The sequence below is a fragment of the Saccharothrix sp. NRRL B-16314 genome, assembly GCF_000716595.1.
In the GTDB taxonomy this organism is placed as follows: Bacteria; Actinomycetota; Actinomycetes; order Mycobacteriales; family Pseudonocardiaceae; genus Actinosynnema.
In genome coordinates, this window is the sequence record NZ_JNXC01000005.1 from 164,975 (window position 1) to 190,930 (window position 25,956).

At 71.1% G+C, this 25,956-nt stretch carries 29 protein-coding genes and 1 tRNA gene; 17 read left to right on the forward strand and 13 right to left on the reverse strand.

The annotated features are described in order from the left end of the window. The first annotated feature begins 69 nt into the window (after positions 1–69). A complete protein-coding gene (locus OQ02_RS11920) occupies positions 70–531 on the forward strand; it encodes a winged helix-turn-helix transcriptional regulator (RefSeq protein ID WP_033438415.1) in 462 nt (153 codons plus the stop codon). Here the strand turns inward: OQ02_RS11920 and OQ02_RS11925 are convergent. Continuing rightward, entirely contained in the window at positions 528–1,637 is a 1,110-nt protein-coding gene (locus tag OQ02_RS11925; protein ID WP_033438416.1) for a sugar ABC transporter substrate-binding protein, read from the reverse strand. The genes OQ02_RS11920 and OQ02_RS11925 overlap by 4 nt on opposite strands. A gap of 306 nt (positions 1,638–1,943) precedes the next feature. Between OQ02_RS11925 and OQ02_RS43705 the strand changes: the two genes are divergently transcribed. After that, positions 1,944–2,114 carry a hypothetical protein gene (locus tag OQ02_RS43705; protein ID WP_156076994.1) on the forward strand — a complete coding sequence of 57 codons (171 nt, stop codon included), beginning with the start codon at positions 1,944–1,946 and terminating at the stop codon, positions 2,112–2,114. A gap of 74 nt (positions 2,115–2,188) precedes the next feature. On the opposite strand, the gene OQ02_RS11930 is transcribed toward OQ02_RS43705, so the two are convergent. Continuing rightward, entirely contained in the window at positions 2,189–5,170 is a 2,982-nt protein-coding gene (locus OQ02_RS11930; protein WP_033438522.1) for a glycine--tRNA ligase, read from the reverse strand. Between the two features lie 724 nt (positions 5,171–5,894). Here OQ02_RS11930 and OQ02_RS11935 point away from each other — a divergent pair. From OQ02_RS11935 to OQ02_RS11955, 5 genes are all read left to right on the forward strand, one after another. Then, a complete protein-coding gene (locus OQ02_RS11935) occupies positions 5,895–7,316 on the forward strand; it encodes an LCP family protein (RefSeq protein ID WP_231499975.1) in 1,422 nt (473 codons plus the stop codon). Positions 7,317–7,338: 22 nt separating this feature from the next. Then, entirely contained in the window at positions 7,339–8,007 is a 669-nt protein-coding gene (locus OQ02_RS11940; RefSeq protein ID WP_033438417.1) for a SanA/YdcF family protein, read from the forward strand. Between the two features lie 133 nt (positions 8,008–8,140). Continuing rightward, positions 8,141–8,623 carry a helix-turn-helix domain-containing protein gene (locus OQ02_RS11945; protein WP_033438524.1) on the forward strand — a complete coding sequence of 161 codons (483 nt, stop codon included), beginning with the start codon at positions 8,141–8,143 and terminating at the stop codon, positions 8,621–8,623. 75 nt (positions 8,624–8,698) lie between these two features. Further along, positions 8,699–9,919, forward strand: a complete 1,221-nt coding sequence (locus OQ02_RS11950; protein ID WP_231499976.1) for a Mur ligase family protein — start codon at positions 8,699–8,701, stop codon at positions 9,917–9,919. Continuing rightward, entirely contained in the window at positions 9,916–10,632 is a 717-nt protein-coding gene (locus OQ02_RS11955; protein WP_033438418.1) for a type 1 glutamine amidotransferase, read from the forward strand. The genes OQ02_RS11950 and OQ02_RS11955 overlap by 4 nt, the downstream gene beginning before the upstream one ends. 142 nt (positions 10,633–10,774) lie before the next feature. Here the strand turns inward: OQ02_RS11955 and OQ02_RS11960 are convergent, their stop codons facing one another. Next, positions 10,775–12,262 (reverse strand): flavin-containing monooxygenase, encoded by a 1,488-nt coding sequence (locus OQ02_RS11960; protein WP_033438419.1) that lies wholly within the window; start codon positions 12,260–12,262, stop codon positions 10,775–10,777. Positions 12,263–12,353: 91 nt separating this feature from the next. Between OQ02_RS11960 and OQ02_RS11965 the strand changes: the two genes are divergently transcribed. Then, positions 12,354–12,962 carry a TetR/AcrR family transcriptional regulator gene (locus OQ02_RS11965; protein WP_231499977.1) on the forward strand — a complete coding sequence of 203 codons (609 nt, stop codon included), beginning with the start codon at positions 12,354–12,356 and terminating at the stop codon, positions 12,960–12,962. A gap of 9 nt (positions 12,963–12,971) precedes the next feature. Here the strand turns inward: OQ02_RS11965 and OQ02_RS43710 are convergent, their stop codons facing one another. Then, the gene (locus OQ02_RS43710) at positions 12,972–13,574 is read right to left on the reverse strand and encodes an LPXTG cell wall anchor domain-containing protein (protein WP_156076995.1); all 603 of its coding nucleotides are present in this window, start codon (positions 13,572–13,574) and stop codon (positions 12,972–12,974) included. Between the two features lie 241 nt (positions 13,575–13,815). Here OQ02_RS43710 and OQ02_RS11975 point away from each other — a divergent pair, with 241 nt between their 5' ends. Both OQ02_RS11975 and OQ02_RS11980 read left to right on the forward strand, forming a co-directional pair. After that, the gene (locus OQ02_RS11975; RefSeq protein WP_033438421.1) at positions 13,816–14,121 is read left to right on the forward strand and encodes a hypothetical protein; all 306 of its coding nucleotides are present in this window, start codon (positions 13,816–13,818) and stop codon (positions 14,119–14,121) included. Between the two features lie 52 nt (positions 14,122–14,173). Then, the gene (locus tag OQ02_RS11980) at positions 14,174–14,788 is read left to right on the forward strand and encodes a TetR/AcrR family transcriptional regulator (RefSeq protein WP_033438422.1); all 615 of its coding nucleotides are present in this window, start codon (positions 14,174–14,176) and stop codon (positions 14,786–14,788) included. Between the two features lies 1 nt (position 14,789). On the opposite strand, the gene OQ02_RS11985 is transcribed toward OQ02_RS11980, so the two are convergent. Further along, entirely contained in the window at positions 14,790–15,011 is a 222-nt protein-coding gene (locus OQ02_RS11985) for a DUF3618 domain-containing protein (RefSeq protein ID WP_033438423.1), read from the reverse strand. A 166-nt stretch (positions 15,012–15,177) separates the two neighbouring features. Between OQ02_RS11985 and OQ02_RS11990 the strand changes: the two genes are divergently transcribed. Next, positions 15,178–15,251 (forward strand) — tRNA-Leu (locus OQ02_RS11990). A 53-nt stretch (positions 15,252–15,304) separates the two neighbouring features. Here OQ02_RS11990 and OQ02_RS11995 read toward each other — a convergent pair. Then, positions 15,305–16,258, reverse strand: a complete 954-nt coding sequence (locus tag OQ02_RS11995; RefSeq protein WP_033438424.1) for a CobW family GTP-binding protein — start codon at positions 16,256–16,258, stop codon at positions 15,305–15,307. Positions 16,259–16,403: 145 nt separating this feature from the next. Beyond that, entirely contained in the window at positions 16,404–16,958 is a 555-nt protein-coding gene (locus tag OQ02_RS12000) for a TetR/AcrR family transcriptional regulator (RefSeq protein WP_033438425.1), read from the reverse strand. Positions 16,959–16,981: 23 nt separating this feature from the next. On the opposite strand from OQ02_RS12000, the gene OQ02_RS12005 reads away from it, so the two are divergent. Beyond that, complete coding sequence (locus tag OQ02_RS12005) at positions 16,982–17,410, forward strand: SRPBCC family protein (RefSeq protein ID WP_033438527.1); 429 nt, start codon at positions 16,982–16,984, stop codon at positions 17,408–17,410. 75 nt (positions 17,411–17,485) lie between these two features. Further along, the gene (locus OQ02_RS12010; RefSeq protein ID WP_033438426.1) at positions 17,486–18,103 is read left to right on the forward strand and encodes a DedA family protein; all 618 of its coding nucleotides are present in this window, start codon (positions 17,486–17,488) and stop codon (positions 18,101–18,103) included. Here the strand turns inward: OQ02_RS12010 and OQ02_RS12015 are convergent. The 3 genes from OQ02_RS12015 to OQ02_RS12025 are packed head-to-tail and all read right to left on the reverse strand — an operon-like array spanning position 18,088 to position 20,859. After that, positions 18,088–18,726: a response regulator transcription factor gene (locus tag OQ02_RS12015; protein WP_033438427.1), complete on the reverse strand. Its 639-nt coding sequence runs from the start codon at positions 18,724–18,726 to the stop codon at positions 18,088–18,090. The genes OQ02_RS12010 and OQ02_RS12015 overlap by 16 nt on opposite strands. Further along, positions 18,717–19,790, reverse strand: coding sequence for a sensor histidine kinase (locus OQ02_RS12020; RefSeq protein ID WP_033438428.1), 1,074 nt, complete (start codon positions 19,788–19,790; stop codon positions 18,717–18,719). The genes OQ02_RS12015 and OQ02_RS12020 overlap by 10 nt, the downstream gene beginning before the upstream one ends. 31 nt (positions 19,791–19,821) lie before the next feature. Then, a complete protein-coding gene (locus OQ02_RS12025) occupies positions 19,822–20,859 on the reverse strand; it encodes an FAD-dependent oxidoreductase (protein WP_033438429.1) in 1,038 nt (345 codons plus the stop codon). A gap of 99 nt (positions 20,860–20,958) precedes the next feature. On the opposite strand from OQ02_RS12025, the gene OQ02_RS12030 reads away from it, so the two are divergent. The 3 genes from OQ02_RS12030 to bcp all read left to right on the forward strand — a co-directional run bounded on the left by OQ02_RS12030 (position 20,959) and on the right by bcp (position 23,343). Further along, positions 20,959–21,996 (forward strand): LLM class flavin-dependent oxidoreductase, encoded by a 1,038-nt coding sequence (locus tag OQ02_RS12030; RefSeq protein WP_033438430.1) that lies wholly within the window; start codon positions 20,959–20,961, stop codon positions 21,994–21,996. A gap of 305 nt (positions 21,997–22,301) precedes the next feature. Continuing rightward, positions 22,302–22,832 (forward strand): hypothetical protein, encoded by a 531-nt coding sequence (locus tag OQ02_RS12035; RefSeq protein WP_033438431.1) that lies wholly within the window; start codon positions 22,302–22,304, stop codon positions 22,830–22,832. Positions 22,833–22,869: 37 nt separating this feature from the next. Further along, positions 22,870–23,343, forward strand: coding sequence for a thioredoxin-dependent thiol peroxidase (bcp, locus tag OQ02_RS12040; protein ID WP_033438432.1), 474 nt, complete (start codon positions 22,870–22,872; stop codon positions 23,341–23,343). 66 nt (positions 23,344–23,409) lie between these two features. Here the strand turns inward: bcp and rdgB are convergent, their stop codons facing one another. Next, on the reverse strand, positions 23,410–24,012 hold the full coding sequence (gene rdgB / locus OQ02_RS12045; protein WP_033438433.1) for an RdgB/HAM1 family non-canonical purine NTP pyrophosphatase: 603 nt from the start codon (positions 24,010–24,012) through the stop codon (positions 23,410–23,412). After that, on the reverse strand, positions 24,009–24,773 hold the full coding sequence (gene rph, locus OQ02_RS12050) for a ribonuclease PH (protein ID WP_033438434.1): 765 nt from the start codon (positions 24,771–24,773) through the stop codon (positions 24,009–24,011). The genes rdgB and rph overlap by 4 nt, the downstream gene beginning before the upstream one ends. 54 nt (positions 24,774–24,827) lie before the next feature. Here rph and OQ02_RS12055 point away from each other — a divergent pair, with 54 nt between their 5' ends. Further along, a complete protein-coding gene (locus OQ02_RS12055; RefSeq protein ID WP_033438435.1) occupies positions 24,828–25,352 on the forward strand; it encodes a DUF2231 domain-containing protein in 525 nt (174 codons plus the stop codon). Between the two features lie 202 nt (positions 25,353–25,554). On the opposite strand, the gene OQ02_RS12060 is transcribed toward OQ02_RS12055, so the two are convergent. Further along, positions 25,555–25,953, reverse strand: coding sequence for an OsmC family protein (locus OQ02_RS12060; RefSeq protein WP_033438436.1), 399 nt, complete (start codon positions 25,951–25,953; stop codon positions 25,555–25,557). Between the last annotated feature and the right edge of the window lie 3 nt (positions 25,954–25,956).

The window sequence follows — 25,956 nt, forward strand, 5'->3', positions numbered from 1 at the left end:
TTCCTTAAGGGAACTCAACCGTAGCAGAGGTCAGTTCCCTGAAGGAACTCTCCCGGCTAGACTGGTCGCATGCAGCGGACGAGGTTCGGCGAGATGACGTGCTCGATCGCGCGCACCCTGGACGTCATCGGCGAGCCGTGGTCACCGCTGATCCTCCGGGACGTCTACGTCGGCACCGGCCGCTTCGACCAGCTCCAGAACGACCTCGGCATCTCGCGCAAGGTGCTCGCCGAACGGCTGAAGTGGCTGGTGGAGCAGGGCGTGCTGGAACGCCGCGAGTACTCGGCCAAGCCGCCCCGGCACGAGTACGCGCTCACCCCGAAGGGCACCGAGCTGGTCGAGGTGCTGATGGTGATGGTGCGCTGGGGCGACCGGTGGACGGCGGGCGACGAGGGGCCGCCCGTGCTCTACCGCCACCACGCGTGCGGCCGGATCGCGCACGTGGAGCTGCACTGCTCGGAGTGCGGCGGGCCGATGGGGCCCACCGACATCGACGTGCTGCCGGGTCCGGGCGCGCCCGTCGACGCCTAGTTCGCCAGGATGTTCAGCTCGGTGCAGGCCGCCGCGGTGTCGCCCGCGCACAGGTCCGCCGGCTTGACCGCGCCCTCGGCGACGAGCGTCCGCACGTTGTCGCGGGTGATCAGCTCGGCGCCCAGCAGCACGGACTTCACGTCCCGCTTCGCCACCAGGTCCCGGGTGTTGCCGGTGGCCAGGTCGTCCGCGCCGCTCAGGTCGCCGCGCGCCACCGCGATGGCCAGCCGCGCCGCCGCCTCGGCCTCGTCCCGGATCGGCTTGTAGACCGTCATGCACTGCTCGCCGCGCAGGATCGCGCGCAGGCCGTCCAGCGTGGCGTCCTGACCGGTCACGGGCACCCGACCGGCCAGGCCCTTCGCCTTCAGCACCTCGATCGCCGCGCCCGCCAGCCCGTCGTTGGCGGCGACCACGCCGTCCACCACGCCGCCGTTGGCGGCCAGCATCTGCTCGAACGCGGCCTTGCCGATCGCCGCGTCCCACTGGTCGACGGGCTTGCTGTCGACCAGCCGCAGCGAGCCGCTGTCGTACTTCGGGCCGAGCAGGCGGCGCTGGCCGTCGAAGAACAGGGTGGCGTTGTTGTCCGTCGGCGCGCCCTGCAGCTCGATGATCTGCGCGCCCTTCTTGTCGCCCAGGCACCCGAGCAGGCCCTCGGCCTGCAGTTCGCCCACGTTGAGGTTGTCGAACGAAACGTAGTAGTCGGCCGTGCCGCCCAGGCTGATCCGGTCGTAGTTGATCACGGGGATGCCCGCGGCCTTGGCCTTGCGCTCCACCGCCATGCCGCCTTCGGGGGTCAGCGGCGTCGTCATCAGCACGTTCACCCCGCGGCCGATCATCTCGTCGGCGATGGAGGCGAACTTCGCCTCGTCACCGTCGGCGTTCTCCACCACGCCCTCGACGCCCGCGAAGCTCATCGCCTGGAGCAGCAGCGGCTTGTCCTGGGCGTCCCACCGGTCCGACGACGCGCGGTCCGGCAGGATCACGCCGACCACCGGCTTCGGCGCCGGGCTGCCGGTCGGCGGAGCCAGCGGATCGACCGGCGTGCCGCACGACGCGACGAGCAGGACGAGCAGGCCGCAGGACGCGGCTCTGGGTAGCCTTCGCATTCGCCAACCCCTTGCACGGCACATCGACGTCCACGCCGAAAAACGGAATGTCGCGAATTCCATCCTTCCGGAGCGGGTTCGTCAAGACGTAGCAACGTGCAGGCTCCGAATGCGCGGCCCCATTCGATCGACAGACCCTCCCCCAGTATCGAAACCCCAGGCCAGAGGGCCACAACGGCACCTATCACGCTCCGCACCCGATTGGTCACGGAGCCCGCACGCCAGAAAGGGGACTTCCCGTTGGGACGTTTTCTGTGCGATGGTGTCGCCTGCCGAACCCTGGCCGGGTGTGTGAGGAGAAGCAGCGTGAGAATCATCCCCGCAGCGCTGGTGGCCGCGACCGCCGCGGCACTGCTCGCCTTGGGCGCCGGGCCGGCTGCCGCCGAAGAGGTCACGCCGGACCACACCGTCGCCGTCGACAGTTCGCAGACGCTCGCCCAGTCAGGGACGAGCAGCCTGTACAACCGAGACATGTAGCGGTACCAGACGAAGATCCCCGCCCACCGGTTCGTCCGGGGGCGGGGATCTTCGTCTGTCCGGGTCTGCGGCGCTCAGCCCTGACCGAGGGCGGTGCCCAGCGCCTGCCAGTCCAGCACCGGCGCGGCCAGGTCGCGGATCGCGGCCAGCAGCCCGAGCCTGGCCCGCTTCACGTCCGGGTCCTCGGCCATCACCAGCACCTCGTCGAAGAACGTGTTCACCGGCCCGGTGAGGCCCGACGCGGCGGCGACGAACGCGGCCAGACCGGTCTCGCCGGCGGGCACGTCGGCCAGCGCCTTGTGCAACGCCACCTCCGCCGGCTCCACCAGCACCTGCGGGTCGTACTCGCCGACGGTGTCCGCGGGCACGATCCGCCGCACCCGCTGCAACGCGGCGACCAGCCCGGCGAAGTCCGCGTCACCGGCCAGCCCGGTCAGCTCGGCCAGCGTCGTGTCGGCGACCGCGGGCGCGTCGGCCAGCGGCAGCACCGCGTTGACGAACCGGTGGTCGTGCCCGGCGTCCAGCAACTGCTGCTCGTACCGCCGCACGGTGAACTCGCGGGCCACCTCCAGCGACTCGGCGGACACCTCGAGCCCCTGGACCCCGACCTCTTGGGCGGCCAGAGACAACGCCTTCGTCAGCGTGATGTCCTTCAGCCCCGGGAACGCCCGCAGCACGCTCACCGCGCCCAGCGCGGCCCGCCGCAGCCCGAACGGGTCGGAGCTGCCGGTCGGGTTGGCCCCGATGCCGAACAGCCCGGCCAGCAGGTCGAACCGGTCCGCCAGGGACAGCAGCGCACCAGGCGTGGACGACGGCAGCGCGTCGCCCGCCGACCGCGGCAGCTCCATCTCCCACAGCGCCCGCGCGACCTCCGGCGTCTCCCCCGCCCGCTCCGCGTACTCGCGGGCCATCACACCGGCCAGGCTGGACAGCTCGATCACCATCTGCGAGCCGAGGTCGAACTTGGCCAGCGCGCCCGCCCGCGCCAGCGTGTCACCGGCCGCGCCCACCTCCGCGGTGCTCACCGCTTCGGCCAGCCGACCGGCGAGCGCCGCGATCCGGCCCGCCCGGTCCGCCATCGAGCCGAGCTTGTCGGCGAACGTGAGCTTCTCCAGCCCGGCCTTCATGTCCTCCAACGGCGTGCGCAGGTCCGCGCGCCAGAAGAACGCCGCGTCCTCGTACCGGGCGCGCAGCACGCCTTCGTTGCCGGCGCGGACCAGGTCCTCGTCCACCTCGCCGTTGGCCACCGCGACGAAGTGCGGCAGCAGCGAGCCGTCCTGGGCGCGCACCGGCAGGTAGCGCTGGTGCTTGCGCATCACGGTGGTGAGGATCTGCGCGGGCAGCTCCAGGTAGCGCTCCTCGAACGAACCGAGGATCGGCGTCGGCCGCTCGACCAGGTTGGTGACCTCGTCCAGCACGCCCTCGAAGTCCACGACGCCGCCAACGGACGCGGCCAGCTCCTCGGCCCGCGCCAGGATCGAGGACTTCCGGGCCTCGGCCGACGCGTCGATGCCGTGCCCGGCCAGGAACTCCAGGTAGCCGTCGGCCGTGGGCACGTCGACCACCGGCGTGGACGCGGTGCGGTGCACGCGGGTCTTCGGCTCGGCCACCAGCGAGGACACCGCGACCGGCACCGGCGTGGTGCCCAGCAGGGCCAGCAGCCAGCGGATCGGACGGGTGAACGACAGCTTCGGGTCGTTCCACTTCATGTTCTTCTCGGCGCGCAGCTCGGCCACCACCTCGCCGAGCAGTCCGCTGAGCACCTCGACCGCGCCGCGACCGGGGTCGGTGCGCACGAGGGCGACGTGCTCGACGCCGTTCTCGGTGACCCGCCCCAGCTCGTCGACGTCCACGCCCTGACCGCGGGCGAAGCCCTGCACGGCCTTCGTGGGGTTGCCGTCCGCGTCGAAGGCGGCGGACACGCGCGGGCCTCGCACGGTCTTCTCGGCGTCCGGCTCGCGCGGCGCGACGTCCGGCACGAGCACCACGATCCGGCGCGGCGTGCCGTGCACCTCGACCGCGCCGTGCGCCAGCCTGGTCGCGCCCAGCTTGTCCGCCACGGCCTTCCCGACCGCGTCCACGGTCCGGGTGACCTCGGCGGGCGGCAGCTCCTCCGTGCCGATCTCGAACAGCAGCGTGCCCGACCCCGTGACCTCGGCGAACGTCTTCGGCAGCACGGCCGCGGCGGGCGCCTCGACCAAGCCGAGCGGGTGACCCAGCTCCTCGCGGCGGGCCGCCCACAGCTGGGCGACCTCACGGGCCAGGCCGCGCATCCGGCCGAACGCGCGTGCCCGCTCGGTGGTGCTGATCGCGCCACGGGCGTCCAGCACGTTGAACGCGTGCGAGCACTTCAGCACGAAGTTGTGCGCGGGCACGGGCAGGCGCGCGTCGAGCATCCGGCGGGCCTCGGCGGCGTACTCCTCGAACAGCCGCTTGTTCGCCTCGACGTCGGCGTCGTCCAGGTAGTAGCGGCTCATCTCGTACTCGGCCTGGCCGAACGCCTCGCCGTAGGAGATGCCGGGGCCGTAGGCGATGTCCTTGAAGTGGTCGACGCCCTGGAGCGCCATCATGATCCGCTCGATGCCGTAGGTGATCTCCACCGACACCGGGTCGAGCGACATGCCGCCGGCCTGCTGGAAGTAGGTGAACTGGGTGATCTCCAGCCCGTCCAGCCACACCTCCCAGCCCAGGCCCCAGGCGCCCAGCGCGGGCGACGCCCAGTTGTCCTCGACGAACCGCACGTCGTGCGCCCGGACGTCGATGCCCAGCGCTTCGAGGCTGCCCAGGTAGAGCTCCTGCGGGTTGCCCGGGTCCGGCTTGAGGATCACCTGGAACTGGGTGTGGGTCTGCAACCGGTTCGGGTTCTCGCCGTACCGCGCGTCGTCGGGCCGCACGCTGGGCTCGACGTAGGACACGCGCCACGGCTCCGGCCCCAGCACCCGCAGCACGGTCGCCGGGTTCAACGTGCCGGCGCCGACTTCGGTGTTGTACGGCTGCACGACGACGCAGCCCCGTTCGGTCCAGTACCTGGTCAGCGCGAGCAGCGCATCCTGCATGGTCAGCACGGTGGCAGTCTACGAACGCGGTGGAGCCGATCTCACAATCGGGTAACCGACCTGGTCAGCCGCGCCGGCACCCGGTATCACGACTGGGCGCGCAGTGCTGTGCCAGGCTGTTGGCAACCCGGGCGACCCCTCGTGCGTCCAATGGGATGAACCTGGGTACATAGGAGGAGTGGGAGTGGACAACCGGCCGCCGAGGCCAGGCGAACCCGAGGGGTTCCGCAGGCGACCTGTTCCCCCAAGGAGTCCTTCCGCAGGTCAGCAGCCCCGCGCCCAGCAACCGCCGCGGCGTTCGGAGCCCCTCGACCCGTCCGATCCGCCGCGTCGGCCGACCGGTGAGCGGACGCGGGCGTCCGGCGAGCGGCCCAGGCGTCCCTCGCCCGATCGGTCCAACCCGGCCAGGTCCGAACGACCCGGCGCGGGTGAGCCCCGGTCCGGAGCGCCGCGCACCGGTGCCGCGGGTGCGCCGAAACCCGGTGAACGGGCCAGGGCCGGCAGCGAGCCCCCGGGCCGTGCCAGGTCCGGCGCCGAACGCCGTCCTGCCGCAGGTCAGCGCACGCCGGAAGGCCGCACCCCGGCAGGTCAGCGCACGCCGACCGGCCCGCGGCCACGTCCCGCCGCCGGCAGCGGTGGTCCACCGCGCCGACGTCCACCCTCGCGCCGTTCGGGCGGAGGTTCCGTCGCCGGCCGCACGATCCTCGCGTTCCTGTCGGTCGTCGTGCTGCTGGGCACGGGTTACGCCTGGGCCAACTACCAGTCGCTGATCAGCGACATCGCCACCACCGACGTGATCAGCGGCGCGGGCGGCGGCGAGAAGCCCGCGGACGGCTCCGTCGACATCCTCATGGTCGGCATGGACAGCCGCACCGACTCCAAGGGCAACCCGCTGCCCCAGGAGATCCTGAACGAACTGCACGCGGGCGACGAGTCGTCCGGCGGCCTGAACACCGACACGCTGATCCTGATGCACGTGCCGAACGACGGCGGCAAGGCGGTCGCGGTGTCGTTCCCGCGCGACGCGTACGTGCAGATCGCGGGCGGCTACGGCCGGCACAAGATCAATTCCGCTTACGGGTACGGCAAGAACGACGCGATCGCCGAGCTGGAGCGCTCGGGCGTCTCCGACCCGCGCGAGCTGGAGGTCCAGTCCCGCCAGAAGGGCGCGAAGAACCTCATCGGCACCATCGAGGGCCTGACCGGCGTCACCATCGACCACTACGCCGAGATCAACCTGGTCGGGTTCTACGAGATCACCAAGGCCGTCGGCGGCGTGGACGTGTGCCTCAACCAGGCCACCCGGGACACCATGTCGGGCGCGAACTTCGCCGCCGGGCCGCAGCGGATCCAGGGCCGCGAGGCGCTGGCGTTCGTCCGGCAGCGGTACGGGCTGCTGCGCGGCGACCTCGACCGCATCGTCCGCCAGCAGGTGTTCATGGCGGGCCTGGCCAAGCAGATCCTGTCCGCCGGCACCCTGTCCGACCCCGGCAAGCTCAGCGCCCTGATCGACGCGCTGAGCAAGTCCATCGTGCTGGACCAGGGCTGGGACGTGCTCCAGTTCGCCACCCAGATGAAGGACCTGACCGGCGGCAGCCTCAAGTTCGAGACGATCCCGACCGGGAACCCCGAGCTCGAGACGCCCGAGGACGGCCTCGCCGTCGAGGTGAGCGAGCGCGAGGTGAAGAAGTTCATCAAGGGCCTCAACGCCGACCCGAACGCGCCGACCAGCACGGCGCCGGCGATCGACAACGCCACGGTGACCGTCGAGGTGCGCAACGCGTCCGGCGCGGCGGGGCTCGCGGGCCGGGTGCTCCAGTCGCTCCTGGCCGACAAGTTCCTCGACGGCGGCACCGACAACGCCGAGCTGATGGACACGTCCGTGGTCCGTTACGGGGCGGGCGGCGAGGCGGGCGCGGAGGCCGTCGTGGAGGCCCTGGGCGGCGGGCTGGAACTGGAGCAGGACGACAACGTCCCGACCGGCCACGTCCGCGTGTTCGTCGGCGGCGACTACTCCGGTCCCGGCAGGCAGAGCCTCGCGGGCGCGCCGCTGGTCGGCCTGGACGGCGCGCGGCAGCAGCAGCCCGACACGACGACCCCGAGCCAACCGCCGATCACCGCGGACGGGGTTCGCTGCGTCAACTGACCGGGTTCAGGGGGGAACGTTCGTGGGGGACTTCTTCAGGCGGTTGCGCTGGAAGCGGGTGCTGATCGCGCTCGGGCTGCTGGCCGTGCTCGCGGCGACGCCGTGGGTGTGGGTGCAGACGAGCAGCGCGGCCTACCGGCACACGGCGTCCGACGTGCCGGACGCGCCGGTGGCGCTCGTCCTCGGCGCGGGCCTGACCAGCGCGGGCACGCCGACGGCGTTCCTGGCCGGCCGGCTGGACGTGGCCGCCGACCTGTACCGGCGCGGCAAGGTCGAGGTGCTGCTGGTCAGCGGCGACAACAGCCGCACCGGGTACGACGAGCCGAGCGCGATGCGGACGTACCTGATCGACCAGGGCGTGCCCGAAGACCTCGTGGTCGCCGACTACGCGGGCCTGGACACGTGGGACTCGTGCACGCGCGCCAAGCGGATCTTCGGCGTCGAGCGGGCGACCGTGGTGACCCAGGAGTTCCACCTGCCGCGCGCGGTGGCGCTGTGCCGCTCGGCGGGCATCGAGGCGTTCGGCGTGGGGCACGACACGTCCCGGCAGTGGACGACGACGACCGCCTACGGGCACTTCCGCGAGACGGCCGCGGCGGCCAAGGCGATGTGGGACGGGCTGGTGGCCCGGCCGGACCCGCGCTTCCTCGGACCGCGGGAGACGGGCGTGACCAGCGCCTTGGAGCGCTGAAACTCTACTTTGCGTACCCATCGATTAGACTGATCGGGCGATTATTCGGACAAGTCGCGTAAGCAATCCTCTTGTCGCGCTTTCCATCTGCGTGGGGTCCTGTCGGGGCCCCGGCGGACTGGAGGACTTGACGGTGCAGATCGACACAGCGGCGTACCAGCGCGTGCTCGGCGACGAGCTCCGCAGCCTTCGCAAGCAGCGCGGATGGACCCGCAAGGAGCTCAACCGCCGGCTGCAGAGCGAAATCTCGCTGCAGACGCTGGCCACGTACGAACTGGGCACCCGCCACTGCTCGGTGATCAGGTTGGTGGAGATCTGCGTCGCGCTGGGAGTGCCCGCGCACCAGGTTCTGGCGCGCGTGCACGAACGCGTGTTCGGCGAGGCGCCCACCGGGCACCTGGCGGTCGACCTGGCCACGGTCGTCGCCGACACGCGACCGCAGCTGATGCCGCTGCGCCGCTGGGCGCAGGGCAGGCTCGCGCACCTCGTGCCCGGCCAGGCGCCCGAAGTGCACCTCGACCTGCCCGCGCTGGAGTACATGGCGCAGTTGTGCCAGCTCAGCACGGTGGAGCTGATCAGGACCCTGCGGGAGTTGGCCGACCACCGATCCCGGTAGCATCGGACACTCCCCCTCCCCTGAGCGATGCAGGAAGTCCGCTTGCCGAACACTCCAGGTGCAGACCCAGCCCGCTTGCCGCTGCGCACCGCGGCGGCCGTGCGACTGGGCAACATGAGTTCCAAGCTGTCGCAGAAGATGGGTCTGGGCGCCGGCGGCATGATCGGCGGCCGGGTCGCGCTGCGGCTCGACCCGCAGGCGTTGGCGCACTTGACGTCCGGGCGCTCGGTCGCGCTCGTGACCGGGACCAACGGCAAGACCACCAGCACGATGATGCTCAGCCGGGCGATGTCGTTCCTGGGTGAGGTCGCGACCAACCACGGTGGCGCGAACATGCCCGACGGGCACGTGACCGCGCTGTCCAAGCAGCCCGACGCGCCGTACGCGGTGCTGGAGGTCGACGAGGGGTACTTCCCCGAGGTCGTGCGGGCCGCGTCACCGGCCGTGGCGGTGCTGCTGAACCTCAGCCGCGACCAGCTCGACCGGGTCGGCGAGGTGCGCACCATCGAGAAGTCGCTGCGCACGGCGCTGTCGTCCGTGACCGGCGTCGTGGTGGCGAACTGCGACGACATCATGGTGACGTCGGCGGCGCGCGACTCGGCGAACGTGGTCTGGGTGGCGACCGGGACGGGCTGGCACAACGACGCCGCCTCGTGCCCGCGCTGCGGTGACCCGATCCGGTGGGAGGGCGCCGAGCACTGGCAGTGCACCGGGTGCGACCTGGCCCGGCCGCGGCCCCACTGGGTGACCGGCGACGGGTACCTGGTCGCGCCGAACGGCATGAAGGTCGAGCTGTCGCTCCGGCTGCCGGGCAAGTTCAACCAGGCGAACGCGGTGATGGCGACGGCCGCCGCGGCGGCTCTGGGCGTGCCCGTGGAGGAGGCCGTGCAGCGGTTGCGCGGCGTGTCCAACGTGGCCGGCCGGTACCGGACGATCCAGCGCTCCGGGCACCGGGCCCGGTTGCTGCTGTCGAAGAACCCGGCGGGGTGGAGCGAGACGCTGACCGTGGTGCGGGAGGCCGACCACCCGGCGGTGCTGGTGATCAACGCGCACGAGGCCGACGGGCGTGACCTGTCGTGGCTGTGGGACGTGCCGTTCGAGCGGATGCGCGGCCGGCAGGTGATCGCGTCCGGTGAGCGCGCGACGGACCTCGCGGTACGGCTGACGTACGCGGAGGTCGAGCACACGATCGTGCCGGACCCGTTGCTGGCGATCGACGCCATGCCACCCGGACCGGTCGAGGTGATCGCGAACTACACCGCGTTCCGCGACCTGAACGCGAGGGCTGCCCAGTGAGCACGAACAAGGTCCAGATCGCCCTCGTCCTGCCCGACCTGCTCGGCACGTACGGCGACTTCGGCAACGCGGTGGTGCTGGAGAAGCGGATGACGTGGCGGGGCATCCCGGCCGAGATCGTCAGCGTGAAGTTCGGCGAGCCCGTGCCGAACTCGTGCGACATCTACGTCGTCGGCGGCGGTGAGGACACCGCGCAGACGTTGGCCGTCCGGCACCTCCGGGAGCACCCCGGCATGCAGCACGCGGCGGCCCGTGGCGCGGTGATCCTGGGCGTGTGCGCCGGTATCCAGATCTTCGGCGAGTCGTTCACCCGGGCCGACCAGGTGACCCACCCCGGTCTCGGGCTGATCGACTCCACCTCGCACGCGGGCGGCAGCCGGGCCATCGGCGAGGTCATCGCGACCCCGGCCGACGGCCTGTTCGAGGGCCTGCTGACCGGGTTCGAGAACCACCAGGGCCGCACCGTCCTCGGCCCTTCGGCCCGTCCCCTGGCCCACGTCAAGGTCGGCACCGGCAACGACGGCTCGGTCGAGGGCGCCGTCCAGGGCCGGATCCTGTGCACCTACCTGCACGGCCCCGTCCTGCCGCGCAACCCGCAGATCGCCGACTTGCTGATCGAGTGGGCCACCGGCGCCAAGCCGGCCCCGCTCGACCTCCCCGACGTGACCCGCTTGCGCACCGAACGGGCCAAGGCCGCCGGCGTCTCCCTCTGACCCGCCGTCCCGAACGTTGAATTCACCCGTCCCGAACGTAGGACACGCCCGTCGCGAACGTAGGACTCACGCACCCCCGCGTGAGTCCTACGTTCGCGTCCCGTGAGTCCTACGTTCGCGACCCCCGAATTCAACGCTCAGGTCAGGCCGGGACGCGGGTTCGGCGGGCTCGGGTCAGGGTGTAGTCCTCGGCGCGGACGGTCTTGGTGCGCATCCAGTAGCGCCAGGTGAAGCCGGGCCAGACCGTGCGGTTGACGCCCTGCGCGTCCAGGTACCAGCTCTTGCACCCGCCCTCGGTCCACACGCCCTTGGTCAACTTGCGCTGCAACTCGCGGTTGAACCGGGCCTGCACCTCGGGACGCACGTCCAGCTCGTCGGCCTGGTGCCGGTCCAGCAGCTCCAGGCACTGGCGGACGTACCGGATCTGCGACTCGATCATGAACACCACGGAGTTGTGCCCGAGACCGGTGTTCGGGCCGAGGAGGAAGTAGAAGTTCGGGAAGCCCGAGACGGTGATGCCGTAGTAGGTCTCGATGCCCTTCTCCCGCCACTGCTTGGCCAGGTCGACGCCACCCTTTCCAGTGACGTCCAGGTAGTCGAACGAGTCGACCACGTGGAACCCGGTGCCGTAGATGATCACGTCGACCTCGTGCTCGACGCCCGCCCGGTCCACCACGCTGTTCGCCCGCACCTCGGCAATGCCGTCGGTCACCAGGTCCACGTTCGGCTTGGCCAACGCCGGGTAGTAGTCGTTGCTGATCAGCACCCGCTTGCAGCCCATGGTGTAGTCCGGCGTCAACTTGGCCCGCATCGCCTCGTCCGGCACCTGGCGGCGCATGTGCCGCCGTGCGATGTTCTGCGCGAACTCCATGATCTTCGGGTTCACCGCGAACCCGAGCGCGCTCGACTCCCGCGTCCAGTACACGAAGTTCCGGTACAGCCGCTGGGTGAACGGCAGGGCGCGGAACAGCCGCTGCTCCCACGTGTTGATGGCCCGGTCGATCTTGGGCATGACCCACGGCGGCGTGCGCTGGAACAGCGTGAGGCTCTCGACGTCGTCGGCGATCCGCGGCACGAACTGGATCGCGGACGCCCCGGTGCCGACCACGGCGACCCGCTTGCCCTTGAGGTCGTAGTCGTGGTCCCACTGCGCGGAGTGGAACGCCTTGCCCTGGAACGCGTCGATCCCCGGCAGGGTCGGGACGTTCGGGATGTGCAGCGCGCCGACTCCCGCCACCACCGACTTCGCGGTGTACGTGTCACCGTTCCCGGTGGTGACGTGCCAGACCTTGTCGTCCTCGTCCCAACGGGCGCCGCTCACCTCGCTGTCGAACCGGATGTGCTCGCGCAGCCGGTACTTCTCGGCCACCTGCTTGAGGTAGTCCCAGATCTCCGGCTGCCGCGCGAACATCCGCGACCAGCGCGGGTTCAGCTCGAACGAGAACGAGTACATGTGCGACGGGACGTCACAGGCGCAGCCGGGGTACGAGTTGTCCCGCCACGTGCCGCCGAGGTCGCCCGCCTTCTCCAGCACGACGAAGTCCTGCTTGCCCGCGCGTTTCAGCTCGATCGCCATGCCCAGGCCGGAGAAGCCCGTGCCGATGATCAGGACTTCGACCTCTCGGTGCATGCCCGTCCTCCGTGTACCCCAATGGGATCGATTGCTTACATACTCTCCAGTAGGTTACTCCAAGTAAGTTACCTCCGGTAGCCTGAACCTCGTGACCACCACCGAGCCACGCCGCCGGCGGATGCCGAAGGCCCAGCGCAAGGCTCAGATGCTCGACATCGCCGAGGGCGTCTTCGCCGAGCGCGGGTACCTGGCGGCTTCGATGGACGAGATCGCCGAACGGGTCGGGGTGTCCAAGCCGATGCTCTACGAGTACTTCGGCTCCAAGGAGGGCCTGCTCATCGGCTGCATCCGCCGGGCACGCGCCGAACTGCTCGACCGCACGCAGCAGGCGATCACCGGCGCGGACGGGCCGGAGGAGGTCCTGCGCCGCGGCCTGCTGGCGTTCTTCGAGTTCATCGTCGACCACAAGCAGTCTTGGTCGCTGCTGCGGCAGGAGGCGGCGATCACCGTGCCCTCGGCCGTCGAGGAGGTCGAGGGCATCCGGCGCCAGCAGACGGACCTGATCGCGGCCGTGATCGTCGGCTTCGACTCCGACCTGGGCCCGGTCGAGGCCGAGGCGTTCGCGGAGATCGTGGTCGGCTCGGCCGAACGGCTGGCGCTGTGGTGCGAGCGCAGGCCCGAAGTGGGGCCCGCGCTCGCGACCGGTTACGTCATGGACGTCGTGTGGCGGGGTGTGTCGAACCGGCTCACGACCTGACCCACGCGTTCACGCGCGGCGCCGGCGGCCGAACAGCACCAGGACCGAGCCCGCGACCAGCAGGGCCAGGCCGCCGAGGCCCGTCCAGAGTGGCGTAGTGCCCGTGTCGGCGAGTGCGTGCGTCGGGGTCGAGCCCGACATCGGCGGACCGGCGGGCACGGTGGTTTTCGGCGGCACGGTGTGCGAGGTGGCCGTCGTGTGGCCCACGTCCGTCGTCGTCACCGTGACGGAGGTGGTCGACGTGGTGCTGCCGGGCGTCGTGTGCGTCGTGGTCGACGAGGTCGTGTCGGACGTTGTCGTGCCGGACGTGGTCGTGCCCGACGTCGTAGCGGAAGTCGTGGTCGAGGTCGCCGACGTGCCGGACACGTCGGTCGTGGTGGTGGTCGCCCCTGTCGATGTCGTCGTGTAGCCGGTGGTCGTCGTGTACGACGTCGTCGTGGTGTGGCACGGCGGCTCACCGCGGTGCTTGCACACGTCGCCCCGGCCGTGACTTCCCCACGCCGGTACGTCCGAGGGCACGAACGGCGCCCACGGCGGATCGGCCAACGCCACTCCGGGCACGACCAGCAATCCGAACGCGAGGCACACCGCGACGGTCATTCGACGGCTCATCAAGGACCTCCAAACCAAAGACGTTGCTCCAAATGGCCTATCGGTTGCCGGTAGCATGGTGTCACTGAACGTGCACACAGTGTGCATATCTTTCGTGGGTCAACCGTTCGCGTGACGAACAGGCGGCAAAGCCGACGAAAGCGTCAGCTGCGGGTGCTCATTCACTCGATAGAGGGACACAAGACGCGGCGAAGCCGAAACGCAGGTCAGATAGGCCCCAAGACCAATCGGAAGGCAAGGCATGTCCAAGCTCACCATCACTGCGAACTACCGACGCGAGGGCGACGACTGGGCGGTCGCCGTGCGTGCCGACGGGAAGGAACTCGACGCGACCGCGCCGGGCCTGATCGCGGCCAGGCTCGCGGCGGACCAGCTGGTGGACGAGATCGCGACCGGACGGACGAACCGGGCCGTCGTGCACATGCTGGACGGCGACGCGTTCGCGTTCTCGGTGGCGTACCTGCACACCCGCGCGGGGCTGACCCCACCGGCGCCGGCGGGTGAATCCGAAGCGAGCACTGCTCATGAGCAGGTGATCGAGGCTTGACGCCGGACGCTCCGGCCTAGGATGTCCGGCCAAAGGCGACGGGAGCACAGACATGGCCACACCGGTGTACAGCGGGGCCGCACGGACCCCGCAGCGGGGCAGACCGAGAGACGCCAGCCGGGACGACGCGCTGCGACAGGCCGCACTGGAGGTGATGGCCGAAGTGGGCTACCGGGCACTCACCATGGACGCCGTCGCGGCGCGCGCCCGTGCGGGCAAGGCGACGATCTACCGGCGGTGGGAGTCCAAGCTCGACCTCGTGATCGACACGTGCACCCAGCTCGCGCAGCAGAACCTGGCCGAGCCGGACACCGGCTCGTTGGCCGGCGACCTGCGTGAGTTCCTGAGCGCGTTCGCCGCGTTCCTGTCCGGCCCGATCGGCAAGGCGGCACAGGCCTTGGTCGGCGAGCTGCCGCACGAGCCGGAGCTGGCCACGGCGTTCCGCGACACGTTCCTGATCGCCCAGCGCGACGTGCTGCGCCGCATCCTCGAACGTGCCGCGGAACGCGGTGAGCTGCGCGCGGACGCACCGCGCGGCATGGCGGTCGAGATCGCGGGCGCGGCTCTGATCTACCGGTTGATGCTCACCGGCGACCCACTTGACCTGCCGTTCGTGGACCGCGTGGTCGACCAGGTGCTACTGCCCCTCGTCGCCGAGGGGCAGTAGGTCACCGGAACAGCTTGCGCAGCAAGGCGAACCCGACGAGCACGGCCACCGCGATCAGCGAGTACCGGATCTTGGGTTCGTCGAGCTTCGCGCGCACGCTCTCCTTGCCGGACTCGACGAAGCGCTGGGGATTCGCCCTGGTCCCCAGCTCGTCCAGGGTCACGGCCAGCGCGTCGCGAGCCTGCTCGATCTCGCGCTGGATGGTGTCGGGATCGCGGGCCACATCTCCTCCTAGCTGCGGTCTGGCCACAACCGTAGTTGAGGCGTCCGGGCGCCGTTGACGGGACCGGCCGGACGATGCCTCCGCAACGGCGTTTCGATTCGGGTGGGAGGGGTGGCGCGTCCCTCGGCACCGGGCCGTCGAAAGGTCCGGATAAGCTTGCGGGGTCGGGCTCGTAGCCCAATTGGCAGAGGCACACGGTTTAGGTCCGTGCCAGTGAGAGTTCGAGTCTCTCCGAGCCCACGCGTGACCCGCGGCCCTCGGCGTTCCGGCGCCGGGGGCCGCTTCGCGTTCGTTCACGCGGTGTAGCGCAGGACTTCCAGCATCGACTGCGGGTCGACCGCGGACGGGTCCGGTTCGACGCACGAGGCGAGTCCGGCGCGGATCGCGGCGACGTCCAGGCCCGTGCCGATGAGCACCAGTTCGGTGCGCCGCGGGCCCGGCCACGCCGAGCGTTCGAACCGCAGGAACGCGCCGACCGTGTGCAGGCCGAACCGCTGGCGGTACCCCGGCACGTCGAACCGGACGAAGCCCTTGATCCGGTACAGGCCCTTCGGCCGGGCGTCGAGGAACGCCATGAGCCGGACCGGGTTCATCGCTTCGTCGGCGGTGAACTCGATGCTGTCGTAGTGCACGTGATCGTGCTCTTCGTCCAGCAGGTCCTCGAACGACAGCTGGCCGTACCGCTCCCGTGGCCGTGGGTCGAACAGCAGGGCCGGGTCGACGCGCCCGAACGACGACAGCAGGACGGGCACGCCGGGCTTGAGCCGGTCGATCTCCGAGGCCAGCGCGGCCGGGTCGGCGACGCGGTCGGCCTTGTTCAGCACCACCAGGTCCGCCACGCGAAGGTGCCGGGCCAGGTCGTCGGGGAACTCGGCCGCGTCGACCAGGAGCACCAGGCCGCCGTAGACCAGGCGCGGGTTCTGGCTCGCGAGCAGCATCCGCGTCATCGCCTGCGGTTCGGCCAGGCCGCTGGCCTCGATCACGATGACGTCCACCAGCGAGTCGAGCTTGGCCAGCATGTCGTCGAGTTCGCTGACGTCGACCGCGCAGCACAGGCAGCCGTTGCTCAGCGAGACCGTGGAGTCGACCTGCCCGGCCACGCTCATCGCGTCGATGCCGATCGCGCCGAAGTCGTTGACCACCACGCCGATCCGGGTGCCGCGACTGCCGCCGAGCAGGTGGTTGAGCAGCGTGGTCTTGCCGGAGCCGAGGAACCCCGCGACCACGATCACCGGGATCCGCTTCACGTCGACCGATCCTAGTGCCGCCCCGATCGACGGGGTCGGGGTGCCCGCGCGGAACGCTCACGTGTTCTGAGCGTTGAACTCATGGGTTCCGAACGTAGGACTCGGGTGTCCTGAACGTAGGACTCACGGGTTCTGAACGTAGGACTCACGGGTGCATGAGGGTGGTGAAGTGGTCCATGGCGGCGGTGACGGCGGGTTCGTCGTCGGTGGCGACCAGGTCCAGGAGGAGGCCGCGGGCCACCGCCAGGCCGAGGCGGGCTCGGGCGGCGGCGACGTCCGGCGGGTGGCCGTTGGCGCGTTCCACGGCGGCCAGCGGTTCCAGCCAGTCCGTGACGATGCCGTCCAGCAGCGGGGTGGTGCCCGGTCGGCCTTGGACGGCCTGGGCGTAGAGCTCGAAGAACAGGCGTTCGTGGGCACGCAGGGCGGGGTCCGTCAGGACGCGCCAGAACTCGCGCGCGGCGTCCGCCGGGCTGTCGGTCGGCAGGAGGGACGCGAGCACGGCCCGCTGCTTCGCCTCGACCGCCCGCACGACCTCCACCAGGAGGCCTTCCATCGAGCCGAAGTGGTAGATCAGCATCCGGTGGCTGGTGCCGACGGCCTCGGCCAGGCGGCGCAGGCTCACGTCGGTCAGGCCGTGTTCGGCCATGTGGTCGACCACGGCGCCGAGGAGCCGTTCCCGCGGAGCCTCTTGTTCCGGCATGTACCGGATGGTACATGTACCGCATGGTTCAGACAGTGGACGTCCACGTGCGCAGCACCGCACCCCCGGATCGCGTTTACCGCCTGGCAGCGGACAGTTCCACCTGGCCCGAGTGGTCACCGGTGGTGCGGTACGAGCGGGAACGCGCGGGTGACGCGCATGGGGTCGGCGAGGTCCGGGTATTCCACAACAAAGGCCGCAAGGCGCTCACGAGGGAGGAGGTCGTCGAACTGACGCCGAACCGACGGGTGGGCTACGTCCTGCTGTCGGGTCTCGCCATTCGCGACTACCGCGCGTTCATCGACCTCACGCCGGACGGGGAGGGCACGGCGATCCGCTGGCACTCCTCGTTCGAACCGGAGGCGCGCGGTACCGGTTGGCTCTACCGCTTGGTGCTCCAAGCCGTGATCACGCGGTACGCCAAGGGCTTGGCGGAGCACGCCGGACGCTGACACTGGGGTTTTCCACACCCGGTCGTGCGGCCGGCTTCATGGCGGGGACGTCGGCGCGTTCGTAACTTCACGATCATGGATGTCGTCTCGTGGCTGACCAACCTGATGGAATCGCTCGGCGCGCCCGGCGCCGGGATCGCGATCGCCCTGGAGAACCTGTTCCCACCACTGCCCAGTGAGCTGTTCCTGCCGCTCGCCGGCTTCACCGCGAGCCAGGGCAAGATGAGCCTCGTCGCCGCGATCATCTGGACCACCGTCGGGTCGGTCGCCGGCGCGCTGTCGCTCTACTACCTCGGCGCGCTGCTCGGCCGCGACCGGATGCGGGCGATCGCCCGGCGGATGCCGCTGATGAAGCTGTCCGATGTGGACAAGACCGAGGAGTGGTTCGCGCGGCACGGCAAGGCGACCGTGTTCTTCGGCCGGATGGTGCCGATCTTCCGCAGCCTCATCTCCATCCCCGCGGGCGTGGAACGCATGGCGCTGCCGGCTTTCGTGCTGCTCACGGCGGCGGGCAGCCTCATCTGGAACACCGCCCTCATCGTCGCCGGCTACGTCCTGGGCGAGAACTACCACGTCGTCGAGCAGTACCTGGGCATCGCGGGGAAGGTCGTGCTCGGCCTCGTGGTGCTGGCCGCCGGCTTCTTCATCGCGTCACGGCTCAGCCGGCGGAAGAACTCTCAGGCGCGCAAGTAGCGCAGGATCGCCAGCACCCGCCGGCTGTAACCGTCCACATCGGACAGCCGGAGCTTGTCGAAGATCGAGTTGATGTGCTTCTCCACCGCGCTGCGCGACACGTGGAGGCGCGCGGCGATCGCGTTGTTCGTGTGCCCCTCGGCCATGTGCGCCAGCACCTGGCGTTCCCGCTCGGTCAGCACGTCCAGCGGGTGGGTGGTGCGGGCCAGCAGCCGCCGCACCACCTCGGGGTCGAACGCGACGTCGCCGTTCCCGACCCGGCGCAGCGCGTCCAGGAACTCCTCCACCTGGACCACCCGGTCCTTCAGCAGGTAGCCCACGCCGTCGGTGTGCTCGGTGAGCAGGTCGACGGCGTAGCGCTGCTCGACGTACTGCGACAGCACCAGCACGCCGACCCCCGGGAACCGCCGGCGGATCTCCAGCGCGGCCTTCATGCCCTCGTCGGAGTTCGTCGGCGGCATCCGCACGTCGGTCACCACCACGTCCGGCAGGTGCGCCGCCACCGCGCCGAGCAGGGCTTCCGCGTCTCCCACGGCCGCCACCACGTCGTGGCCCTCCTCGACCAGCAGCCGCACCAGGCCCTCGCGCAGCAACGTCGAGTCCTCGGCCAGGATCACCCGCACGGCACCTCCGCGGTGATCACCGTCGGGCCGCCGACCGGGCTGCTCACGTCGAACGCGCCGTCGAGCGCGAGCACCCGCCGCGACAGGCCGGCCAGCCCGCCGCCCGCCGGGTCCGCTCCCCCGACGCCGTCGTCCGCGATGCGCACGCGCACCGCCCCGCCGTGCCCGGTGATGTCCACGTCGATCATCGTCGCACCCGAGTGCTTGGCCGCGTTCGTGACCGCCTCGCAGATCACGAAGTACACCGCCGTCTCCACCCGCGGCGGCGCGTCGAGCGGCGCGCACCGGATGCGCACCGGGATCGCGGACCGGTCCGCCACCGCCTCCAGCGCGTCCGCCAAGCCCAACGAGTCCAACGCCGTCGGGTACACCCGCCAGGCGACCTCGCGCAGGTCCTCCAGCACGTGCCGGGACTCCTCGTGCGCCTGGACCAGCAGGTCGTCGGCGTGCTCCGGGTTGCGGCGGGCCCGGCCGAGCAGCATGCCCAGCGCGACCAGCCGCTGCTGCACGCCGTCGTGCAGGTCGCGCTCGATCCGGCGCCGCTCGGCGTCCACCGCCGCCACGATGCCCGCCCGGCTCGCCGCCAACTCGTCGATGCGCAGGCGCAGCAGCTCGGCTTCGCTCGGGCCGAGCCACCGACGGGCGACCTTCGCCTCCAGCGCGACCACCCCGATGATGCCCTGGACCTCGATGTAGAGCAGGACCGTGCCGATCAGCCCGGTCCACGCGAAGTCCGTCCAGTCGTCGGAGAGGTCCAGGCCGCTGCCGGGTCCGCCGACCACCAGCCGGTGCGCGACCACCGCGCCCATGGCCAGCCCGTAGAACAGCCAGGCCAGCACGAACCCGCCGAACAGGCCGACCGGCGCGCGGACGGCCAGGTAGCGCACCGCCTGCGCCCTGGTCGGCTCGGCGCCGTCCAGGTCGAGGAACCACCGCAGCCGGCGGCGTTCCAGCCCGGCGACCGCCACGGCCGCGTTCCGGGCGAACGCCACGACGAGCAGGTCGAGCAGCGCCGACAGGAAGCCGAGCACCAGCCCGGCGACGACGCGCAGCCCCCTTCTCACCTGATCGAGGTTAGTCGGGGTCGGGTGATCGTCAGGCGGCTTCGCGGCGGGACAGCGACTCCCGGATCTCCTTCGCCGCCGCACGTCCCGCGCGCGTCGCGCCGACCGTGCTGGCCGACGGGCCGTAGCCGACGAGGTGCACGCGCGGGTCGGCGACGACCCTGGTGCCGTCGAGCCGGATGCCGCCGCCGGACGTGCGCAGGCGCAGCGGCGCCAGGTGGTCGAGCGCGGCGCGGAACCCGGTCGCCCAGATGATCACGTCGGCCCGCTCGTGCGTGCCGTCCGGCCAGACCACGCCGTCCTCGGTGATCCGCTCGAACACCGGCCGGCGGTCGAGCACGCCGGTCCTGAGGGCTTCGCGCACGGCCGGTGTGAGGCTCAGGCCCGTCACGCTGACCACGCTGCGGGGCGGCAGGCCCTGGCGGACGCGTTCCTCGACCGCGGCGACCACGGCCCGGCCGAGTTCCGGCGTGAACGGCTCGTCGGAGAACTCCGGCTCGCGGCGGGTCACCCACGTCGTGGTGGCGTGCCGGGCGATCTCCAGCAGCTGCTGGACCGCCGACGTGCCGCCGCCGACCACGACCACGTGCTGCCCCGCGAACTCCTCCGGCCCCCGGTACTGCGACGAGTGCAGTTGGCGGCCCCGGAACAGCTCCTGGCCGGGGTAGCGGGGCCAGAACGGGCGCGTCCACGTGCCGGTCGCGTTCACCAGCGCCTTCGTCTCCCAGACGCCGCGGTCGGTCTCGACCCGCAGCAGTCCGCCATGGTCACGGACGGCGTGCACGCGCACTGGCCGCTCCACCTCGATGCCGTTGCGGCGTTCGAAGTCGGCGAAGTACGCGGGCAGCACCTCGTTGGCCGGCGCGGTCGGGTCCGGTTCGGCGAACGGCATGCCGGGCAGGTCGTGGATGCCGTGCACGGTGGCCATCCGCAACGTCGGCCAGCGGTGCCGCCACGCGCCGCCCGGCCCGGCGTCGGCGTCCAGCACGACGTGGTCGAGGTTCGCGCGCTTCAGGAAGTAGGCCGCGGACAACCCCGCCTGACCTGCACCGATCACGACCACGTCCATATCCCGACCAACACCCGGACCCGCGGCGGGCTTCCCGGTGTGATCGTCACGATGGTCACACCAGGAAGACACCGGGAACCGCGCGCGTTGATCCCGGGCATGAGTCGACTTCGCGATGTGCCGCTGTCCGCGCTCGACCTGGCCACGGTCACCACGGCGACGGACGCGCGCACGGCCCTGCGGCACACGCGTGAGCTGGCCCAGCACGTGGAGCAGCTCGACTTCACCCGGTTCTGGCTGGCCGAGCACCACAACATGCCCGGTATCGCCAGCTCCTCCCCCGCGATCCTGATCGGCCACGTCGCCGACGCGACCACCACGCTGCGGGTCGGTTCCGGCGGCGTGATGCTGCCCAACCACCCGCCACTCGTGGTCGCCGAGCAGTTCGGCACGCTGTCCGCCCTGCACCCCGGCCGCATCGACCTGGGCATCGGCCGCGCGCCCGGCACGGACCAGCGCACCGCGCAGGCGCTGCGCCGCACCGCCGGACCGCTGTCCGTTGACGACTTCCCGCAGCAGCTCAACGAGCTGACCGGGTACTTCAACGGCACCGAAGCGCTGAACGCGATGCCCGCCGAGGGCAACAAGCCGGACATCTTCCTGCTCGGGTCGAGCGGGTACAGCGCGCAGGTCGCCGGTCTGCTCGGGCTGCCGTTCGCGTTCGCGCACCACTTCAGCGCGGAGAACACGCTGCCCGCGCTGGCCCTGTACCGCGAGCGGTTCCGGCCTTCGGAACGTCTTCAGCAGCCGTACGCGCTGGTCTGCGCGTCGGTGATCGTGGCGGACACCGACGAGCGCGCGCAGTGGATCGCCGGTCCGGGCGCGCTCGCTTTCGTCAAGCTCCGCAGCGGGCGGCCCGGTCCGCTGGCGACCAACGAGGAGGCCGCCGAGTACCCGTTCACCGACGTCGAGCGGTTGATCTTCGAGGACCGGCTGGAGTCCCAGGTCATCGGGTCGCCGGCCACCGTCGCGGCGGGTCTGGAGCAGTTGCTCGAGGACACGCGGGCCGATGAGCTGATGGTGACGACGATGGTCGCCGAGCAGTCGGACCGGCTCCGGTCGTACGCACTCCTGGCCGAGATCGCCGGACGTTCACCCGCTCGGGGTTCCGCCGAACGGGTGAAGACCGAAGTCTAGGTGTAGCGGATGGCGCACGGACCGCGATGATCGGTATGGAGCGCGCACGCCCCCCGACGCGCTCCCCAACTTCCGGGCGGACCACCCGCCCGATCACCGGCCGCCGCCGAACCCGCGTGGACGGCGCTGCCGCACCGCGGGTGTGGCGCCGCCCACGTGGGCAGCCGTGCGTCATCACGGGTTGGCCACAGGCAGGCACCAGGTGCGAATCAAGGCCCTGAATCGGTCACCCGGCACCCCCCGGCACCGTCATGGTGGTGGCTAGTCGCAGTCAAGCCCACCGCCGGGGCGGGAAGGGGAGGTTCGTGAAGTTCGCCAGACTGGCCGTCGGCGTGTGCCTCGGCCTGGCAATGGCGGGATGTGCGGACCCCTCCGACATTTCCACGCCCACGCCTCCGTCCGCGGTGGTCGAGCAAGGTGGCGACGCGCCGTCCGCGTCGGGCTACACCGCGTTCGGCGCGCAGCGGGTGTGGGCCAACGGCATGGCCGTGACCGTGTCCCCGCCGTCCTCGCTCAAGCCGAGCGACACGTCGTTCCCGGAGTCACCGCGCACCGCGGTGTTCACGCTGACCGTCGTCAACGGCACCAAGACCGCTTACCGGACCAGCCAACTCGTCGTGCGCGCGCTGGTCGGCGGCGAGCCGGTGGCCGAGGTGCGCGACTCCGTGCAGGGGCTCAACGGCATCGCCGCCGCCGTGACCGAGGTCGCACCGGGCGCGGAGACCGTGCTGACGCTGGCCTTCGCCGTGCCCGCCGATCCCGTGCGGCTGCAACTCGTGGTCGAGCCCAACGGCGCGAACCTGGAGCCGAGCGCGACGTTCGAGGGCACCGCCTGACCCGGTGGCGTCCGGCCGGGTTGTAGCGTCTGGGCCCATGACCGAGCAGAAGCGCCTGTCACCGGGCGACCAGGCCCCGGCGTTCACGCTGCCCGACAGCGAGGGCAAGCCCGTCTCGCTTTCCGACTACGCCGGCCGCTCCGTGGTCGTCTACTTCTACCCGGCGGCGGCCACACCGGGCTGCACCAAGCAGGCGTGCGACTTCCGCGACAGCATCGGCGACCTGGCGTCGTCCGGCTACGACGTCGTCGGCATCTCACCGGACAAGCCGGGGAAGCTGGCCAAGTTCGCCGCCGCGGAGGGCTTGAACTTCCCGCTGCTGTCGGACGTCGACCGCAAGGTGCTGACCGAGTGGGCCGCGTTCGGGGAGAAGCAGAACTACGGCAAGACCGTCATGGGCGTGATTCGCTCGACGTTCCTGGTCGACCCCGAGGGGAAGATCAAGAAGGCCATGTACAACGTCCGCGCGACCGGCCACGTGGCCAAGCTGCTGCGCGAACTGCCCGCCTGATCCGGTCGCCCGCCGCTGCTCGGCGGCGGGCTCTACCCGGTCGTCGGTCCTACCTGGTCGTCGGTTCTACCCGGCGAGTTCGCGCAGGTGCGGCAGCAGGAGGCGCAGCGCGCGGCCCCGGTGGGAGACCTCGTCCTTCTGGTCCGGGGTCAGCTCGGCGGACGTCACGTCGTGGCCCTCGGGGCGGAAGATCGGGTCGTAGCCGAAGCCGTTCTCGCCGCGCGGCTCGCGGGTGATCGTGCCGCGCCACTCGCCGCGCACCACGGTCTCCACGCCCGGCCCCGCCACGAACGCCGCCGTGCACACGAACGCGCCGCCACGGCGGTCGTCCGGCACGTCCCGCAGTTGGCCCAGCACCAGCTCGAGGTTCGCCACGTCGTTGCCGTGCACGCCGGACCAGCGGGCCGACAGGACGCCCGGCATGCCGTTCAGCGCGTCGATCTCGATGCCCGAGTCGTCGGCGACGGACGGCAGCCCGGTGGCGTTGAACGCGTCGCGCGCCTTGGCCAGGGCGTTGCCCTCGAACGTCGGGTCGGTCTCCGGCGCCTCCGGGAACGGCGGCACGTCGTCCAGGCCGAGCACCTCGATCCCGGCCAGCCCCTCGGCCAGCAGGATGCGGCGCAGCTCGCCGAGCTTCTTCTTGTTGCGCGACGCGAGGAGGAGCTTCACTTCCGCTTCCCCCTCGGCTCGGGCAGCACGCCGGGGTACGGCAGGGCCAGCGCCTCGGCCTGCATCCGGTTGAGCTGCGCGCAGCCCTCCAGCGCCAGGTCGAGCATCTTGTCCAACGTCGAGCGCGCGAACGTGGCGCCCTCGCCGGTGCCCTGCACCTCGATCAGCGTGCCGGCGTCGGTGGCGACCACGTTCATGTCGACCTCGGCGCGCGAGTCCTCCTCGTACGGGAGGTCGAGGCGCACCCGGCCGTCCACCACGCCGACCGACACGGCCGACACGGCGCACGAGAGCGGCTGGGGGTCGGCGAGCCGGCCCGCCGCGCCGAGCCACGTGACGGCGTCCGCCAGGGCCACGTACGCGCCGGTGATCGCGGCGGTCCGGGTGCCGCCGTCGGCCTGGATCACGTCGCAGTCGATCACGATCGTGTTCTCGCCCAGCGCGGCCAGGTCGATGCACGCCCGCAAGGATCGCCCGATCAGGCGGCTGATCTCGTGCGTGCGACCCCCGATCCGGCCTTTCACCGACTCGCGGTCGCTGCGGGTGTGCGTCGCCGACGGCAGCATCGCGTACTCGGCGGTCACCCAGCCGAGACCGGAGCCCGCGCGCCACCGCGGCACGCCTTCCGTCACGCTGGCCGCGCACAACACGCGCGTGTTGCCGAACTCGATCAGCACCGACCCGGCCGGCCACTGCTGGAAGCCGCGGGTGATCCGGATGTCGCGCAGTACGTCGTCGTTCCTGCCATCGGTCCTCAGCACGGCACTACCCTATGTCGCTGAACCCCGGAGCAACCCACCGGCGTAGGGAGAGGCATGGCACTCGCAGACGACCTGGTGACGATCTTCGGTCTCCCCGCGCACCCGCTGCTGGTCCACGCGGTGGTGGTGCTGCTCCCGCTGGCGGCTGCGGGGGCCGCCGCCCTGGCGTTGGTACCGCGGTGGCGGCGGCGGTACGCGTGGCTCCTGCTGGGCGTGACGCTGCTGGGCGTCGGCTCGGTGCCGCTGGCCCAGTGGGCGGGCGACCAGCTGTACGCGCGGATGGCCGGGCTGGGCAACCCGTTGATCGAGCGGCACGCGTCGTTGGGCAACGACCTGCTGCCGTTCGCGCTGGGCTTCGGCGTGGTCGTGGTGGCGATGCTCGTCGCGGGCCGCTTGGCCGACCGCGAGGGCGCCGCTGCGGCCGACGACCCTGCCGTGCCGAAGACGTGGCGCCGGATCGCGGTGGTGGTCGCCGTCCTCGTCATCGCCGCCGGCGCCGCCGCCACCGTCCAGACCGTCCGCATCGGCCACAGCGGCTCCACCGCCGTCTGGGACGGCGTAGCCACCACCCCCGCGTGAGTCCTACGTTCCCGCCCCGTGAGTCCTACGTTCAGAACGCGTGAGTCCTACGTTCACGACCCCCGAGTTCAACGCTCAGAACAGTCGATCTTGTTCTGAGCGTTGAACTCGGGGGTCGTGAACGTAGGACACGGGTGTTCTGAAGGTACGACTCACGCGACCGGAACGTAGGACTCACGCCGGGGTGGGCGGCGGCGGTGGGTTACGCGGGGAGGGTGACGGGAGTCGGCGGGGTGGACTTGAGGGTCCGGGTGACGGTGCAGAGCTGGTCGATCGCACGGCGGACGGCGGCGTCCAAGGCGGCACGTTGGGCGGCGTCCAGCTGCGAGATGTCGTAATCGAGCGTGATCGGGACGGCGTCCAGCTCGTGCGCGCCTTCAGGACGCACGTCGTCCGCACGGGCCACCAAGCCACCCTCGACCCTGCGCGTCACCAACGTCTCCGCCGTCACGGCCGCACAGCCGGCAGCAGCCGCCAACAGCAGCTCGACCGGCGTGAAAGCCCCCGGGGCGCCCTTGCGGCCGACGCGCACCGAGGCGCCACGGTCGTTCGTGGCCACGAAGTCGTGCTGACCGACCAGCCTCACCTCGACGTTCGACACCCG

Coding starts and splice junctions, on each gene's coding strand:
- OQ02_RS11920 (WP_033438415.1), top strand. CDS start 70: ATGCAGCGGACGAGGTTCGGCGAGATGACGTGCTCGATCGCGCGCACC.
- OQ02_RS11925 (WP_033438416.1), bottom strand. CDS start 1,637: ATGCGAAGGCTACCCAGAGCCGCGTCCTGCGGCCTGCTCGTCCTGCTC.
- OQ02_RS11930 (WP_033438522.1), bottom strand. CDS start 5,170: ATGCAGGATGCGCTGCTCGCGCTGACCAGGTACTGGACCGAACGGGGC.
- OQ02_RS11960 (WP_033438419.1), bottom strand. CDS start 12,262: ATGCACCGAGAGGTCGAAGTCCTGATCATCGGCACGGGCTTCTCCGGC.
- OQ02_RS43710 (WP_156076995.1), bottom strand. CDS start 13,574: ATGAGCCGTCGAATGACCGTCGCGGTGTGCCTCGCGTTCGGATTGCTG.
- OQ02_RS11975 (WP_033438421.1), top strand. CDS start 13,816: ATGTCCAAGCTCACCATCACTGCGAACTACCGACGCGAGGGCGACGAC.
- OQ02_RS11980 (WP_033438422.1), top strand. CDS start 14,174: ATGGCCACACCGGTGTACAGCGGGGCCGCACGGACCCCGCAGCGGGGC.
- OQ02_RS12000 (WP_033438425.1), bottom strand. CDS start 16,958: ATGCCGGAACAAGAGGCTCCGCGGGAACGGCTCCTCGGCGCCGTGGTC.
- OQ02_RS12005 (WP_033438527.1), top strand. CDS start 16,982: ATGGTTCAGACAGTGGACGTCCACGTGCGCAGCACCGCACCCCCGGAT.
- OQ02_RS12010 (WP_033438426.1), top strand. CDS start 17,486: ATGGATGTCGTCTCGTGGCTGACCAACCTGATGGAATCGCTCGGCGCG.
- OQ02_RS12025 (WP_033438429.1), bottom strand. CDS start 20,859: ATGGACGTGGTCGTGATCGGTGCAGGTCAGGCGGGGTTGTCCGCGGCC.
- OQ02_RS12030 (WP_033438430.1), top strand. CDS start 20,959: ATGAGTCGACTTCGCGATGTGCCGCTGTCCGCGCTCGACCTGGCCACG.
- bcp (WP_033438432.1), top strand. CDS start 22,870: ATGACCGAGCAGAAGCGCCTGTCACCGGGCGACCAGGCCCCGGCGTTC.
- OQ02_RS12055 (WP_033438435.1), top strand. CDS start 24,828: ATGGCACTCGCAGACGACCTGGTGACGATCTTCGGTCTCCCCGCGCAC.